This is a genomic window from Nocardia sp. NPDC050799, from assembly GCF_040654015.1.
Classification (GTDB): domain Bacteria; phylum Actinomycetota; class Actinomycetes; order Mycobacteriales; family Mycobacteriaceae; genus Nocardia.
The window spans coordinates 68,401-83,975 of record NZ_JBFAHF010000007.1 but is presented as its reverse complement, the minus strand read 5'-3'; the positions used below and the strand labels follow the sequence as shown (position 1 = coordinate 83,975).

Annotated in this window: 12 protein-coding genes; 4 read left to right on the top strand and 8 right to left on the bottom strand. The window is 68.4% G+C overall.

What is annotated here, in order from left to right:
- Window positions 1–639: 639 nt before the first annotated feature.
- The gene (locus tag AB0H42_RS09745; protein WP_357052833.1) at window positions 640–4,299 is read left to right on the top strand and encodes a protein kinase; all 3,660 of its coding nucleotides are present in this window, start codon (window positions 640–642) and stop codon (window positions 4,297–4,299) included.
- Between the two features lie 8 nt (window positions 4,300–4,307).
- On the opposite strand, the gene AB0H42_RS09740 is transcribed toward AB0H42_RS09745, so the two are convergent.
- Window positions 4,308–5,624, bottom strand: coding sequence for a class I SAM-dependent methyltransferase (locus tag AB0H42_RS09740; protein ID WP_357052466.1), 1,317 nt, complete (start codon window positions 5,622–5,624; stop codon window positions 4,308–4,310).
- Window positions 5,621–7,057 (bottom strand): FAD-binding oxidoreductase, encoded by a 1,437-nt coding sequence (locus AB0H42_RS09735; RefSeq protein ID WP_357052830.1) that lies wholly within the window; start codon window positions 7,055–7,057, stop codon window positions 5,621–5,623. The genes AB0H42_RS09740 and AB0H42_RS09735 overlap by 4 nt, the downstream gene beginning before the upstream one ends.
- Window positions 7,058–7,445: 388 nt before the next feature.
- On the opposite strand from AB0H42_RS09735, the gene AB0H42_RS09730 reads away from it, so the two are divergent.
- Complete coding sequence (locus tag AB0H42_RS09730) at window positions 7,446–7,880, top strand: SRPBCC family protein (protein WP_030524247.1); 435 nt, start codon at window positions 7,446–7,448, stop codon at window positions 7,878–7,880.
- A gap of 127 nt (window positions 7,881–8,007) precedes the next feature.
- On the opposite strand, the gene AB0H42_RS09725 is transcribed toward AB0H42_RS09730, so the two are convergent.
- On the bottom strand, window positions 8,008–8,556 hold the full coding sequence (locus AB0H42_RS09725) for a hypothetical protein (protein ID WP_357052463.1): 549 nt from the start codon (window positions 8,554–8,556) through the stop codon (window positions 8,008–8,010).
- 140 nt (window positions 8,557–8,696) lie between these two features.
- Here AB0H42_RS09725 and AB0H42_RS09720 point away from each other — a divergent pair, with 140 nt between their 5' ends.
- Window positions 8,697–9,026 carry a YbaB/EbfC family nucleoid-associated protein gene (locus AB0H42_RS09720; protein ID WP_063125551.1) on the top strand — a complete coding sequence of 110 codons (330 nt, stop codon included), beginning with the start codon at window positions 8,697–8,699 and terminating at the stop codon, window positions 9,024–9,026.
- Window positions 9,027–9,044: 18 nt separating this feature from the next.
- Window positions 9,045–9,653, top strand: coding sequence for a recombination mediator RecR (gene recR / locus AB0H42_RS09715; protein WP_357052459.1), 609 nt, complete (start codon window positions 9,045–9,047; stop codon window positions 9,651–9,653).
- A gap of 27 nt (window positions 9,654–9,680) precedes the next feature.
- Here recR and AB0H42_RS09710 read toward each other — a convergent pair whose 3' ends face one another.
- From AB0H42_RS09710 to AB0H42_RS09690, 5 genes are all read right to left on the bottom strand, one after another.
- Window positions 9,681–10,325 (bottom strand): hypothetical protein, encoded by a 645-nt coding sequence (locus AB0H42_RS09710; RefSeq protein ID WP_357052456.1) that lies wholly within the window; start codon window positions 10,323–10,325, stop codon window positions 9,681–9,683.
- Window positions 10,326–10,380: 55 nt separating this feature from the next.
- Window positions 10,381–11,091, bottom strand: a complete 711-nt coding sequence (locus tag AB0H42_RS09705; protein ID WP_357052453.1) for a glutamine amidotransferase — start codon at window positions 11,089–11,091, stop codon at window positions 10,381–10,383.
- Window positions 11,088–12,326, bottom strand: a complete 1,239-nt coding sequence (locus AB0H42_RS09700; protein ID WP_357052450.1) for a MurT ligase domain-containing protein — start codon at window positions 12,324–12,326, stop codon at window positions 11,088–11,090. The genes AB0H42_RS09705 and AB0H42_RS09700 overlap by 4 nt, the downstream gene beginning before the upstream one ends.
- A gap of 280 nt (window positions 12,327–12,606) precedes the next feature.
- Window positions 12,607–14,334 carry an FAD-dependent oxidoreductase gene (locus AB0H42_RS09695; RefSeq protein ID WP_357052447.1) on the bottom strand — a complete coding sequence of 576 codons (1,728 nt, stop codon included), beginning with the start codon at window positions 14,332–14,334 and terminating at the stop codon, window positions 12,607–12,609.
- Window positions 14,335–14,523: 189 nt separating this feature from the next.
- Window positions 14,524–15,495 carry an EamA family transporter gene (locus AB0H42_RS09690; protein ID WP_357052444.1) on the bottom strand — a complete coding sequence of 324 codons (972 nt, stop codon included), beginning with the start codon at window positions 15,493–15,495 and terminating at the stop codon, window positions 14,524–14,526.
- Window positions 15,496–15,575: the final 80 nt, after the last annotated feature.

Genomic DNA, 15,575 nt, shown 5'->3' with positions numbered 1-15,575 from the left:
CGGGTGGCCGGTCGCGCTGAACCGTTCGGCACAACCCGTCGCACCGCGAGGTGCGGCGGGTTGTGCCGTTTCCGCGGGAAGCCGCGCCCGCCGCGGGCCCTGAGCTGCGCACGTGTTACCGCATCGGAACAGATCCGGAATGTCGGGTCGGACCAGCTGCCTGCGCCCGCGCGCAACATCGGAATACTGTGGATGCCTGTGGATGATCGCGCCCCTCCCGCCCAGGTGATCACGGCGGGGCGGCCCGTGAGGGCGCTGTTCGCAGCCAGGCGCCGAGCCCCGTCGGCGGCCCGGCGAAGGCGCGTCGAACCTCGGAACAGGACACGCGAGCTGGATGAAACCACCCATCGGGGTATCGGGCGCGCTACGTTGGAAGTGAGGACCGGAACGGTTGTCGCGGCGGGATTCGCCACCGCAGCCGATTCGTTACGAGTGCGAGGTGGTGAGATGACTCCACGAACGCGTTCGGGCCCCGGGGGCCGCGAATCGGATACCGCCTACGTCGCACCGGACGCCGCCGGTCCGGCGGATTCCGCTGCCCCCGAGAACCACGCTGTTCCGCAGGACACCGAATCGGCCGAATCCGGCACGGAATCGGAAGATCCCGGTGCCGCGCGGAGTGCGTCGCCCGAGCCCACCATGGGGGTCGCCGCCCCCATGGAAGCCGACCCGCAGGAAACGGAACGGATAGCCGAGGAACTGGCGGCCCTGGGGTTCACCGAAGCCCACGAGATCGGTCGCGGCGGCTTCGGGATCGTGTACCGGTGCGTGCAGCGGGCCCTGGACCGCGTGGTCGCGGTGAAGGTGCTCTCCTCCGATCTCGATTCCGAGAGCCGGGAGCGGTTCCTGCGTGAGGAACACGCCATGGGCCGGCTGTCGGGGCATCCGAATATCGTCGACATCCTGCAGGTCGATGTGACCGCCAGCGGACTGCCGTTCATTGTGATGCCGTTCGCCACGCACGGGTCGCTGGAACGGCTCATCCACGAGACGGGCCCGCTGAGCTGGGCCGATACTCTGCGGGTCGGGGTGAAACTGGCCGGTGCCATCGAGAGCGCGCATCGGACGCGGATCCTGCACCGGGATGTGAAGCCGGCCAATGTGCTGCTCAGCTCCTATGGTGAGCCGCAGCTCACCGATTTCGGGATCGCTCGGATGCCGGGGGGTTTCCGCACGTCGAGCAGCCAGATCACCGGTTCGCCCGCGTTCACCGCCCCCGAAGTCCTCAAGGGCACCGACCCCACCGTCCGCTCCGATGTGTACGGGCTCGGCGCGACCCTTTTCGCCCTGCTCACCGGCCATGCCGCGTTCGAGAGGCAGGCGGGGGAGCGGGTGGTCGCGCAATTCCTCCGCATCACCACCCAACCGGTGCCGGATCTGCGGGATCAGGACATTCCCGCCGATGTGGCGGCGGTGATCGAACAGGCCATGGCCCAGGAACCGGAGGAACGGCCGGCGTCGGCCTACGAGTTCGGTGAGATGCTGCGCGCGGTGCAGATCGCACACGACCAGGTCCCCGACGAGATGGCGCTGCTGGATCCCGAGGTCACGGCGGTCGATGCCGCGCCGCCCGCGCACGACCGGGCGCCGGCGGTGACCGCTCGGCGCAGTTGGCCGCTGCTGCCGCCGACACTCGCGGGTCGGAAGGGTGCCGACGCCGCCGGGCCCAGCGCGTTCGGTGTCCCGGTAACACGCAATCCCAGGTCGGGGTCGGGACCGCACAGCAGCGCATCGGGTCGCCTCGCCGGCCATGCGCTGGAACATTCACCGGCCACGCTGCCGCCCAGTCCGGCCACCAAGTTCCGCCCGCCCACTCCGCCCCGGGAGCCGGTGCGCCGGCCGCGTTTGCTGAACATTTTGCGTGAAGGTGTCGGCCGCCGGCTCACCGTGATCCATGCGCCGGCCGGTTTCGGTAAGAGTGTGCTGGCCGCACAATGGCGCGACGAACTCGCCGGCCTGGATATCCCGGTCGCCTGGATAGGCATCGACAGCCGTGACGACAACGAGGTCTGGTTCCTGGCCCATCTGATCGAGGCCGTCAACCGGATCCGTCCCGAGATCGGTACCGGACTGGGCCAGATGCTCGAGGAGCGGCCCGCCGATACCGTCGCGTTCGCGATATCGAGCCTGATCGACGAACTGCACACCAGCGGGAAGCCGGTGGTCGTGGTCATCGACGACTGGCACCGGCTCACCGATCCGGGCGCCTTACGGGTGTTGTCGGCGCTACTCGACAGTGGCTGCCATCATCTGCGGTTCGTGGTGACCAGCCGGGACCCCTCCGACCTGCCGATGGGCCGCATGCGGATGAACGATGAGCTGGTGCAGATAGATTCCGAGCAGCTGCGCCTGACCCGCGCCGAGATCGGCGAGATCCTGGTGCGGCGCAACGGTTTCTCGCTCGATACCGGCCAGCTCGACCGGGTGTACGCCGCCACCGACGGCTGGCCCGCCGCGATCCAGCTGATCAGCCTCGCGCTGCGCGACGACCCGGACCCCGGCGATCTGCTGAACCGTATGTCCGAAGGCGGGCACGGTATCCGCGAGTACCTCGCCGAGAACGTGCTGGACACCTTGGAACCGGAGATGCTGGACTTCCTGTCCGATCTCGCGGTGATCGAGCATGCGAACGGCTCCCTGGCCACCGCTGTCACCGATAGCGACGAGGCCCCGCGCCTGCTGGAGCAGGCCGAGCGGCGGGAACTGTTCGTGCGCCGCACCGACGAGGATCCCGAGTGGTACCGGATGCAGCCGCTGTTCGCCGAATACCTGCGGGCGCGACTGGAACGGACTCGGCCGGGCCGGGTGAAGACGCTGCACCGGCGGGCCGCGCGCTGGTTCGCCGAACACCAGCTGCTGCGCCGAGCGGTGGATCATTCGCTGGCCGGCACCGACTTCAAAACCGCGCTCGACCTGCTGGAGAACGGCGGTATGGAGCTGATCGACGGTTCGCGGGTGGCGACGCTGCTCGGATCGGTCTCGAAACTGCCGGTGCAGCAGGTCGCTTCGCGGTCGAAACTGCTGATGGCCGTGGCCCGCGCGAATGTGAACCTGCAGCAGTCCACCGCGGCGCGCTCGGCCCTCAACCGGTTGTCCAATGTGCTGTCCCGGAGTCCGGAGGACGACAGCGAGGTACGCACCCAGCGTTGCCAGGCCGCGGTGCTCGCCGCCTCCGACGAGATCTCCCACGACCGCACCGCCGGTGTGCTCGAGCAGGTCGCCGAACCACTGAAGCATCCCGACGAGCTCCCGGCGTGGACCGTGGCGACCGCGGCGAATATCAGCGCCTACGTCCGGCTCTGCGAATTCGACTTCCCGGCCGCGGCGGCCACGCTGGAGTGGGCGCGGCCGTTTCAGGAGCGGTCCCGCGAACCGCTCGGTGAGATCTTCGCCTGGTGCGGCCGCGGACTTCTCGCCTACGAACAACTCGATATCCCCGCCGCGCTGAGCGCCTACCGGCAGGCCTATGAAATCGCGCAGAGCAGGTCCGGGCCACGCTCGCACGGCGTGCGGGCGGTCGCCGGGCTCCTCGGTGAACTGGAGTACCGGCGCGGTGACCTGAGCGCCGCCGAGGAATTGTTCGACGAGAGCTACCGGCTGGTCGCACGGATCGGCCCGATCGACTCTCTGATCGCCACCATTGTGACCGGCGCCCGGGTGAAGGCGCTGCGCGGTGATCTCACAGCGGCGGCGGTGCGCCTGGCCGAGGGATCGCGGATCGCCGCCGATCACCAGCTGCCCCGGCTGGCCGCGCATATCCGGGCCGAGCAGATCCGGCTGGGGATAGTGCAGCCGGGGCCGGGCGATCGGCCGGAAGCCGCGAACAGCACCGCGCGCGGCCTGGCGAGATTGTCCGGGCGCGACCGCGGCCCCGGCCCCGACGGTGCCCCGACCGTGCTGAACATCGAAGCCGGCGAGGTCACCGTGATCCGCGCGCTACTCGAATCCGGCGACCGGCAGGAGCACGAGCGCGCGGCCCGCCATGCCCGTGCCCTCTACGGGCGCACCGGCGAACAACAGCGACCCCGAGCCCAGCTCGATATGTCGCTGCTGCTCGCCGAATGCCTGGCCACCGCGGGCTGGGTGGGCGAATCGGCCGCCCTGCTGGCACCGGCGGTCTCCACCTGCGCCGAACTCGGCTGGACCCGGCCGCTACTGGATGCCGGGCCCGCGGTCCGCGAGATTCTGCGCGTGGTGCGCGACGACCTGCCGGTCACCATGCCGGACGGAACGGACACGGTCCGCACCCTCGGTGAGATCCGTGTCCCGATCCGTTTCCTCGACGAACTGCTCAGCTGAACAGCCGGTTACGGCTGCCACCAGGGTCGCAGTGGCACTTCGGGCCGCCCCGAGGGTCCGAGTTTCACGCCCAGTACCTGGTGCAGCTGTACCACATTGCGTTCGAAACCGAGCCGGCTGCCCGCCATGTACAGGCCCCACACCTTGGCGGTGCCCTCGCCGGCCTCGGCTACGCAGGCATCCCAGTTGGCGACCAGATTCTTGCACCATTCGGTGAGGGTCAGCGCGTAGTGCTCGCGCAGGTTCTCCTCGTGCAGTACTTCCAGGCCGACGTTCTGGATATCGCTGATGATGCGACCGGAGCCGATGAGCTCCCCGTCGGGAAACACGTACCGGTCGATGAAGTCGCCGGCCCTGGTGGTGCGGGTGTTGTCCGGCCGGGTGATGCAGTGGTTGAGGAACAGGCCACCCGCACGCAGCTTGCTCTGGATGAACCCGAAATAGTACGGGTAGTTCTGGACACCGATGTGCTCGGTCAGTCCGATCGAGGACACCGCGTCGAACTCGGTTTCGGTGATGTCGCGGTAATCGGAGTGGCGAACCTCGGCCAGCTCACCGAGGCCGTCCTCGGCGATCTTGCGCTGCGCCCAGGATGCCTGCTCGGCCGAGAGCGTGGCACCGATGACCCGGACTCCACGCGCGGCGGCGTACCGGACCATGCCGCCCCATCCGCAACCGATATCGAGAAGGCGATCGCCCTCCTTCAACCGCAGTTTTTCGAAGACCAGCCGGTACTTGTTCTCCTGTGCCTGCTCCAGCGTCCAGTCCTGCTCGCCGTAGCACGCACAGGTGTATGTCATCGACGGCCCGAGGACATACTCGTAGAACGTGTTCGAGACGTCGTAGTGATGGTGGATGACCTCGGCGTCGCGGGCCTTGGAATGCCGCAGTCCCTCCAGGGCGATCCGGCGCCAGCGCGGCAGCGTCTCCTGCGGGGGTGGCGGGACCGGGCGCAACCGCTCCCAGCCCAGCGAGCGGGCGATCGCCACCAGCGACAATGCCGACGGACGTTTGAACTTCAGGTCCGTCATGGCGGCGAGGATGGCGTACGGGTCGCCGGGGTGCACCCCGGCCGCATCCATATCGCCGGATATGTAGGCGCGGGCCAGCCCGAGATCACCGGGCGCGTTGGCGAGATAGTTGATTCCACGCGGGTTGCGGATATCGAGTGCGAATTCGGAATCCACCGGGCCGGTGGTGCTGCCGTCGTAGGCGGTCAGCTTGATGGGAACATCGCCGTCGACCAAGGTCTCGACAACCTCGGCGATGCTGAGCCGGGTGCCCAGGTCCGCGAAAGCATCGGATCTATCTTTGAATGTCGTCATCTGCGTTGCACCGCCTTCGAGTACAGATCCAGCAGGCGCTGGCCGGGATCGTAGCGTTTCTTCAATGCTTTGTAACTTTCACCGCCGTAGAGGGCGGCAAATTCCGCGGGCTCGTAAAAGGAGTCCGAGTACAGGGATTTGTGTCCGTCGAATTCGGTGACGGTTTTCTCGATGGCACGGTTCGCCGCGCCATCCAACTGCCCGGGCGATTTCGGAACCGCCGACCAGAAGCCGATATTCACATAGGTGCGACCGGGTCGCAGCGGGTACAGCGGCCAGGGGCGATCGCTGTCCGGGGTGCCGGAATCGCGCAGCCGCAGCGGGCACAACCAAAGGGGTTCGATGGGGATCTCGCGCAGGAACCACTCCACGAAATCGGCGGTGCGCTCCACCGGGACCTCGATGTCCTGCACCACGCGCTCCTGCGGCGGCTCGCCTTTCCGCGCGGCCAGCTTGTCACCGATGTTGTAGCGGTGATCCAGCGCGATCAGCTTCCAGTAGAAGCTGCTGCGGCGGTAGCGCTTCGGCCAGAAGCGGCGGATCTTCGGGTTCTGCGTTCCGAAGGCGCGCGAGCACCAGAACCAGTCGGTGTCCCATCGCCAGAGATAGTCGTGGACGGTCAGCCGGTCACGTTTGGGCGCCGGGCCGTCGTGCTGCATGGAGCGGTAGTAGATATCCATTCCGGTGTAGTCGCTGACCGGGCCCGGTTCATCGGTCTGCCGGCCCAGCGTCAGGTAGCTCTCCCCGGCGCTGAACACGACCCCATCCAGATAGTCGACCCGGTCACCGTCGTGGCTGCGTTCCAGTACGACCTGCTCGAGGACCGACTCGAGTTCCCGCAGATCGTGGAACCGCAGGTGGCGCAACTCCACATAGGGCAGCACCGGTTCCAGCTCGATCTTCAGGCGGGTGGTGTAGCCGAGCGTGCCGTAGGAGTTCGGGAAACCGCGGAAGAGTTCGGCGTCGGCCCCGTCCGGGCCGATGGTGACGATCTCGCCGGCCCCGGTCAGCACCTCCATCTCCAGCACCGATTCGTGGGGCAGACCGTTGCGGAAGGAGGTCGATTCGATCCCGAGTCCGGTCACCGCGCCACCCAGGGTGATGGTCTTGAGCTGCGGCACCACCAGCGGCGCCAGGCCGTAGGGCAGCGTGGCGGCCACCAGCTCTTCGTAGGTCGTCATCCCCGCGACCTCGGCCGTTTTCGCATCCGGATCGACCTCGATCACCCGGGTGAGGCCCGAGACGTCCAGCCCCGGTGCCGTGTTCTTCTTCCGCGCGCGGAAGAGATTGGAAGTCTTCTTGGCCAGTCGCACATCGGCGTCATCCGGGATGGCACGATAGCTCGCGAGCAGGCGATCGACACCTGCCCGATATGCAGCGAACCCGGATTCATATGCGGCCGGACCGTGGCCGGCCTTCCCCAACAGACTCATTGCCACGTCTAGACGCTAGCCCTACTCGGTCTCGAGCGGCCACAGCGGGGGGATTGTCGGTGGCGAAATGTCACATATCCGTTGCACCGTGTTCGAAGAACTGTTCACCCGGGTTGACCGCTATTCCTGAATTGTCGGTATTCGTACGAACTAGTGCGCGAAGGGGATAGGTACCGGATACGGAGACGTTCAGGGGACTTGCTTGTGAAATGTGAGGGTTGAACGTCATGACCCCGGCTGACCTCACCGCGTTGCTGACCTCGCATCTGGTTTCTTGCGCGAGGGGCTGCGGGCTCTCGGTGCCGGGTTCGGCGAGGCCCTCGACCCCGCGCCGCCGCAGGCGGTGCCGATAATAGACCCACCAACACATCCCGATAAGGAGCTCACCGTGGGACAGGTCAAAGCCGGCAGTTCGATCGAGGTCGCCGCAGACCCGCAGCGCGCGCTGGCGGCGGTCACCGATTACACGGAGGTGCGCCCGAAGATCCTGTCGGCGCACTACCGCGATTACAAGGTGGTCGAGGGTGGGCAGGGCGACGGCACCGTCGCCGAATGGACGTTGCAGGCCACCGAGAAACGAGTCCGCAATATCCGTGCCCAGGTCTCGGTCGCCGACAATGTCGTCACCGAGAAGGACGCCAATTCCTCGCTCGTCAACACCTGGACGGTGGCCCCGGCCGGATCCGGTTCGACAGTCACCCTGGAGACCACCTGGCAGGGCGCCGGTGGTGTCAAGGGCATCTTCGAGGGCATCTTCGCCCCGCTCGGCCTGCGCAAGATCCAGGCCGAGGTGCTGGCGAACCTGAAGCGCGAACTCGCCTGACGGGCCGCGTCCGGCCGGGCGATCGCCGGCAGCGGATATCCGATCCGTGCCGGTGCCCGTCCGGCCGGTGCCCGCGGTGGGCCGGTCGGACCGGTATAGGCGCGACCGGTCCACCGGCAGGCCCTCCTCAGGCGAGGACGAACGACAGCATCACCGGGGTCCGGTTCTCGCCACGCCACCAGGAGTAGCCGAGCCACACACCGGGCACGACCTCCCGGATCTCGTCGTAGACCTGCGGCGTGATCGCGGGGGTGTAGTCGAGCACCCAGGTGGGTTCACCGTCCTCCCGGGACGGAGCCAGATAGACCTCGGCCGGCCAGCCCGCGATATCGGCACCGGTGACCCGGTTGGTCAACCGGCCGCCCTCGGGTCCGGTGTCGAAGGTTTTGCCGAGCCAGAACGTGGGCGCGATGGGTTCGGCGACCGAGCTGGAGGTCACCCAGCCGTTCTTCACCCCGGACGGCACCGCGCCCGCCTGGGCGGCCAGGTAGATCTCGGCGTGCTGCCGGGCGGTGCAGTGCGAACGTAAGGATTGGACGGTGACCGCCGGTGCGGCCGGATCGATGACGCAGCCGTTGCCGTGGTCGGTTACCTCGTGCGGATCCGCTTCGGCGGTCGCCGCGCGGAACACGCCGGATACCATGATGAGCGCACCCAGCAAATATCCCTTGAACACAGTTTGCTCCAGTAACAATCAAGCTTTCGGCACGGCGCAATCGCACCGGCGAAGTCGATCTTAGGGCGGCGTCGGGTGGCGGCGGAATCGGCGGCCGAGGCGGTCTAGGCTGAATTGACCCGTCCGTAGAGAGGAATCCCGTGCAGCCCGATGGTCAGTTCGATATGCAGCAATTGCTCCAGCAGGCCCAGCAGATGCAGGAGCAGGTGATGGCCGCGCAGGCCGAGATCGCCGCGGCCGAAGTGGACGGCCAGGCCGGCAACGGTCTGGTCCGGGTGACGATCAAGGCGACCGGCGAGGTGCAGTCGCTGACGATCGACCCCAAGGCGGTCGACCCCGAGGATGTGGAAACCCTGCAGGATCTGGTGATCGGCGCCGTCAACGACGCCATGGCCAATGCCCAGCAGCTGGCGGCCGAACGACTCGGACCGCTGGCCGGCGGCGGCGCACCGGGTCTGCCCGGCTTCTGATCGCGCCGGGGAATCGCGGTGTACGAGGGTCCGGTTCAGGATCTCATCGACGAGCTGGGGAAACTCCCCGGTGTCGGTCCCAAGAGCGCGCAGCGGATCGCGTTCCATCTGCTGCAGGTGGAGCCGCCCGAAATCGACCGGTTGCAGGCGGTACTGCAGAAGATCCGCGACGGTGTGCGCTTCTGCGCGCAGTGCGGCACGGTCGCCGACGGCGAGCTGTGCCGGATCTGCGCCGACCCGCGCCGCGACCGCAGCATGATCTGCGTGGTCGAGGAGCCCAAGGATGTACCGGCGATCGAACGGACCCGGGAGTTCCGGGGCCGCTATCACGTGCTGGGTGGCGCGCTCGACCCGTTGAGCGGGGTGGGCCCCGAACAGTTGCGGATCCGGGAACTGCTGACCCGTATCGGTAGCCAGGACGACGGGGTGGATGTCACCGAGGTGATCATCGCCACCGATCCGAACACCGAGGGCGAGGCGACCGCGACCTATCTCGTGCGGATGCTGCGTGACTTCCCCGGACTCACCGTCACCCGGCTCGCGTCCGGACTGCCCATGGGCGGCGATCTGGAGTTCGCCGACGAACTGACCCTGGGCCGGGCGCTCTCCGGCCGCCGCGCACTGTGAGGACCGCCGCGACCGGGGTCGCGGCGGTCACAGCGTCAGCGGTTCCCAGGTGAGCCGGTCGAGCCGGGTGCGGTCCTCACGCGCCCAGTCCCAGATGAGACCGGCCACCGTATCCGGGCCGGAGACACTGGTGGTGAAATGCCGATCGGCTCCACCGTCCCGGTATTCGAGGGTGTACTCGCCGGCGGATTCCCGGTAGGTCTGGATGTAGATCTCGGGAGCGCGTTCCACGATCAGGTACGGGTTGGGATCGATGAGCTCGTGTGTCCACAGGGTGGCGAGAGTTTCGGTCAGGTACGGGAACTCCCCCGCCCCGCCGTGGGTCACCGCCACCGGGATATGCCCGGCAGGGTCGATCAGCCAGGTCAGCTGCGGATCGTAGATCGCGTAGTTCCGCGGTGTCGCCAACTGGAACAGCAGATCCCGGACGAAACCGATTGCGTCGTAGGGGCTGGGCACGGGAAGCATGGCCCCGGTCGGTGTTCCCGCCAACGGCGTGACGCTCAGGAAACTGTCCTCCTCGGGTAGCTCCGCGTTGCGCGCGCCGAGTTCGGCCGCGATGGCCGCGATCTCCGCCGTCGCGGGGAGCCCCTGCTGAGCGGTGAGATACGCGTCGACCTCCGCGGGAGTGGCGGCGACACCGGACGGCAACAGCACATGGTCGTAACTCACCAGGGGAGTTTATTGCCCTGCCCGAGGACGCGGAGACCTCGGGCTCCGGGCGGCCTCAGGCGCGCAAGCGTTCGCGACGGAGTCGGTCGACTTCGGGGAGGTCGAGCGGGGGCAGGGAGTCCACGCCGAGGGCGCGGCACAGCAGGTGGTCGGCGAGTTCGGGGTTGCGGGCCAGCGCCGGGCCGTGCATGTAGGTGCCCAGGACCGAGCCCTGCACCACGCCTTCGAGTCCGTCGCCGACACCGTTGCCGATACCGCGGGTCACCCGGGCGAGGCCGGTGGCGTCCGGGCCCAGAGTGGTGCCACCGCGATGGTTCTCGAACCCGGTGAGCGGTGCGGACAGACCGGCGAGCAGCGGGTTCGTTGTCACCTCGCCGATCGCGCGGGTCTGTTGCGGAGTGGTGGTGGCGTCCAGCAGGCCGACGCCTTCCACCCGTTCGCCGCTCGAGGTCTCGTACCACCGGCCCAGGACCTGGATCGCCGCACAGATCGCCAGCACCGGGGCGCCGCGCCCGGCCGCGTTCTGCAGTCCGGGGTAGCGCAGCAGATGGCGGGTGGCCAGGCGCTGGGCGGAGTCCTCGGCGCCGCCGAGGGTGTAGATGTCCAGTGAGTCCGGCACGGGGTCGGGCAGGGTGATCTCCACGATCTCGGCGTCGATCTCGCGCAGCCGCAGCCGCTGCCGCAGGACCAGCGCGTTGCCGCCGTCACCGTAGGTGCCCATCACATCGGGCAGCACCAGGCCGATGCGTACGGTCGAATCACTCATCGGTTCCGCTCCTGGAGGTCACGGTTGAGGTCGCGGAACGCGGTGTAGTTGGCGAGGACTTCGACCGGGCCCGCCGGGCAGGACGCGATGGCGCGTACGGGGTCCGCGACGGTGGTGTGCGTGACCCCGGCGTAGGTGAGGCGTACCGCGAGGTCGGTGGCGCGCTCCCCGGCGGCGACGACGTGCACGTCCTCGAAATGCTCGAAGCGCACATCCCACAACCAGGACAGGTCCTCGCCGTCGGGTACCTGGCCGTTCACCGCGATCACCAGCCCGGAGGCGCTGTGGTCGATCATGGACAGCGCTTCCTGCCAGCCGGCCGGGTTCTTGGCCAGCAGCAGCCGGGCGGCGTGTTCGCCGACCTGGACGGTGCGGTAGCGGCCCGCGATCTCGCGCACGGTCCCGGTGGCGGTGCAGGCCTGTTCCGTATCGGCGCCCAGCGCCACCGCCGCGGCCACCGCCTGGGCCGCGTTGCCCCGGTTCGCCCGGCCGGGCAGTGCCAGCCGCAGCGGCAGCCGGACGCCGTCGGGTCCGCAGAGTTTGTCGCCGTCGAGCCACCAATCCGGCTGGGGCCGGGCGAAATCGGCGCCGGTGCTGTACCAGTGGGTGCCCTCCCAAAGGATCGGCTCCCCACTGCGCGGACAGCTGGTGGCGTCCATCGCCCAGCCGCTGCCGGCGGCAACCCACACCACATTCGGGTGGTCGTAGGCGATGGAGGTGACCAGTACGTCGTCGCAGTTGGCGATGACGACGGTGTCCGGATGCCGCGCCAGACCCGAACGCAGCCGGCGTTCGATCATATTGATCTCGCCGACCCGGTCCAGCTGATCGCGGCTGAGGTTCAGCAGTACGACCGCCTCCGGTTTGAGGGCGTCGGTGACATGCGGAAGATGCAGTTCGTCCACTTCGATCGCGGCCAGTTGCGCGTCCCGGTGGACATTGAGCGCCGAGACGATCCCGGCGTCCATATTGGCCCCGTCGGCCTGCGTGGCGACCTCGCCCAGCGTGCTCAGCGCCGCGGTGGTCATCCGGGTGGTGGTCGACTTGCCGTTGGTGCCGGTGATCAGCACGGTGCGCCGCCCGCGGCCCAGCTGCTTCATGATCTGCGGATCGATCTTCAGCGCGAGCAGCCCGCCGATCATCGACCCATTGCCACGGCCCGCCTTGCGGGAGGCCCATGCCGCCGCGCCGGCCACCCCGAGGGCCAGCCGCCCCCGCACCGATATCTCTGCCACGTCGCGCAGTCTAGTGACCCGTCGCGCTCGGCTTCGCGCGGCGCGGGGGAGTTCACCTCGCGGTGACATGTCTGCGCTCGGTGCTCGGATGAGGTCGGTTCGGGCTGCCGGTCCGCGTCCGCCGCATCCGGGCTGATCGCGGCCCGCCGGGAGCAGTACCGGCGCCACGACGTGGTACCGGTGGCCGGGGCGCGAGTCCGCGGCCGGGTGAGCATCCCGTGCGACCCGTCGAGCAGCGCACGGGTCGCACAAGCCGTTCCCGGCCGGGATCGACCTGTTGTCAGAACCGGATATCGAAAGCGTTCGGTCGTCCGGCCGCGTACGCGTCGGCGTCCGCGCGTCGCAGCGGTTCGAGTTCCGGTGCGCGCCACAAGGTGTAGGTCGTGCAGCGGGGTGCGTCCGAACCGGTGACCTCCAGGAGCGCGTTCACCGCCGCCCGGGCGGATTCGTTGGCGCCCTCCATGGTGGCCAGGTCGATATTCGTGCGCACGTAATCGCCTGCCAGATAGAGGTTTTCGATACCGCCGTGCGGTTCGGGCCGCAGCTCCCACGAGCCCGCGGTGTTGATCAGCAGCGGGTCGGCGTTCGTGTTCTCACCGCGTCCGGCGTTCCAGGTGATCCCGGGGTCGAGGAACCAGGAGTGCAGGTCGGCGTCGGCCAGGACCTGATCGCGGTCGTTGAGGTGCGCGAGGATCTGGGCCCACGTCTCCCTGGCGATCTCCTCGTGGGTGCATTCCTTCGCGGTCTTGCCGAACAGGATGCCGGGGGTGTTCCAGTCGGAGATATCCACCGACAGGCAGTCGAGTACTGTCCCGTCGCCGTACTGGTCCAGTTTGCGCGACCACAGCGCGTTCTGCGCGATGGAGGTGAGCGACCAGGGGGAGTCGATATAGGCGGCGTGACCGCTGCCCAGTCCGGGTCGGCGCCGCAGGTAGAACTGGATACCGCTCATCCAGTCGGTGAACAGCCTGCTCATCGACGCCAGTTGCGGCCACGCGGACAGGATGTCGGCGTTCCACAGATCCCGGGCGCGTTCGGCGGGTAGGGCCACGATGAAGTGGTCCGCCGTCACGGTTTCGGCCGCGCCGGAACCGGTGACGATCCGGGCGCCGGTGATGCGCCGGTCCCGGACCTCCAGTCCCCGTACTTCGGCGCCGACTTCGAAACGAACGCCCAGTTCGCGCAGCCGCGCCACCCAGGGGTCGATCCACGCGATACTGGTGGGGCCGTTGAGCACCCGGTCCAGGTCGCCGTCGTGGCCGATCTGCATCGGGTTGCCCAGGAACTGTTCGCCCATCGACCCGATCGTGCGCACACTGGCCAGTTCGTCCTTGGCCGCGACCAGCAGACTGGTGAGAGTGCGCGACACCAGCGCGCGGAACTCGTGCGACCGTGCGTGGGCGCCCACGAAATCCGACCAGGATGTGTGCTCCCACTGGCCGAAGCGGCGCGCGTCGCAGCTGGTGTTGAAGACCAGCAGCCGGTTGGCGAAGAAAAGGCCCTCGGCGGGCGGCATCTTCAGTGTGGTGGCGATGACCGCGGCCAGGCTTTCCCGCATCCCTTCGGGCGACGCGGCGTCCACGCGGTCGAAGCCGAGCGGCGCGCGGATATCGTCGGCGTCGGCCCGGGCGAACCGGGCGTCGGGGACGCCGACCAGGTTGTCCCATACTCCGTTCGCGTTCCCCTCGAACGGGATCCGCCGCATGGTATCGGGAATATGCTGGTAGAAGCCGGGAAAGAAGCGGAAGCCGTGTTCGCCGGGCAGATCCGGCCGGCCCGCGGTCCCGGTGCCCGGCACCGGCATACTGCGGGCCTTGCCGCCGAGCGCCCGGCGTTCGTACACGGTCACCTCGAAGCCGCGTTCGGCGAGTTCGTGGGCCGCGGTGAGCCCGGCGACGCCGCCACCGAGTACGGCGACCCGTGCGGTGGTCCGGGCACGGGCGGTTGTGCCGGGTAGTGCGGCTACGGCCGCTGCCCCGAGGCCCGCGGCCGCGGTGGCGCGGAGCACGGTTCGCCGGGTGTACGCGCCCTCCCCGGCAGACCGACCTGGAACCTTTGTGGCACCCGACGCGGGCCACCGATGCTCTGCCATGTTGTCTGCCGCTGCCTAACCCGGGGTAGCTGTCTCGATCGCGCCAACTTTAAACGGGTTCCGGCCGCGCCGGTGCACCGACCGCGCGATCGATGCGGCGACGCCTCACCTGACGGCCGGTTCCAGCGTCCGCGCCGCGCCGATATCCGCCGTCGCGGGCAGGCCGTCCGGCTCGCCGGATGGCTCCGGGGGAGTCGTCTTCCGGGCTCCGGCCGTCGCCGCGAATGCTCCGGCGATCACGATCACCCCACCGATCAGGCTCGCGGGCGCCGGTGTCTCGTCCAGGAAGATCCAGGCGGCGGTGAATCCGACCACCGGAACGAGCAGTGACAGCGGCGCGACACTGCCCGCCGGGTACCGGCTCATCAGATACGTCCACAGGCCGGAACCGACGATCGTGCCCAGCACCACGATGTAGACCAGGCCGGCGAGTGCGGGCCAGCCCTCGGCCGAGAAGGTGCCGGCCAGCGCCCGGACGCCGGTGGCCGGGCCTTCCCAGAGCAGCGAGAGCGCGAACAGGGGCAGCACCGGCACGGCGGTGATCCACAGCGTGAGATGCAGTGGATTGGCGCCCGGCGCCTCCACGCCGGCCTGGCGTGCGCCGAGATTGCCCAGGGCCCAGCCGAATCCGGCCGCCAGCGTGAGCAGCACCGGCAGCAGAGCGGCGTGCGCGAATTGATTCCAGCCGATGACGGCCATCCCCGCGACCGCGACGGCGAGTCCGGCGATCTGCACCGGCCGCAACCGCTCGCCCAGTAGCAGCGCCCCGAGCAATACCGTGAACGGCGCCGAGGATTGCAGGACCAGTGAGGCCAGGCCGGTGGGCATGCCCACCCGCATGGCGGTGAACAGGAACGCGAACTGCAGCGTTCCGAAGCCCGTGCCGTACAGCAGGAGCCAGCGCGTCCGTACGGCGGGGCGCGGGATGAACAGCAGTGTCGGTATCGCGATCACCGCGAACCGCAGTGCGGCGAAGAAGAACGGGGGCAGATGGTCGAGTCCCACGCGGATGCCGAGGAAGTTGAGACCCCACAGGACGATGACGGTCAGGGCGATCATGCGGTCACGGGACGTCACCCGATAATCATGGGATGATTCAACCTGTCAGCACAACCGAATTGTTGTGGATTGATGATTTAGTATCGCTTAATGGTTGG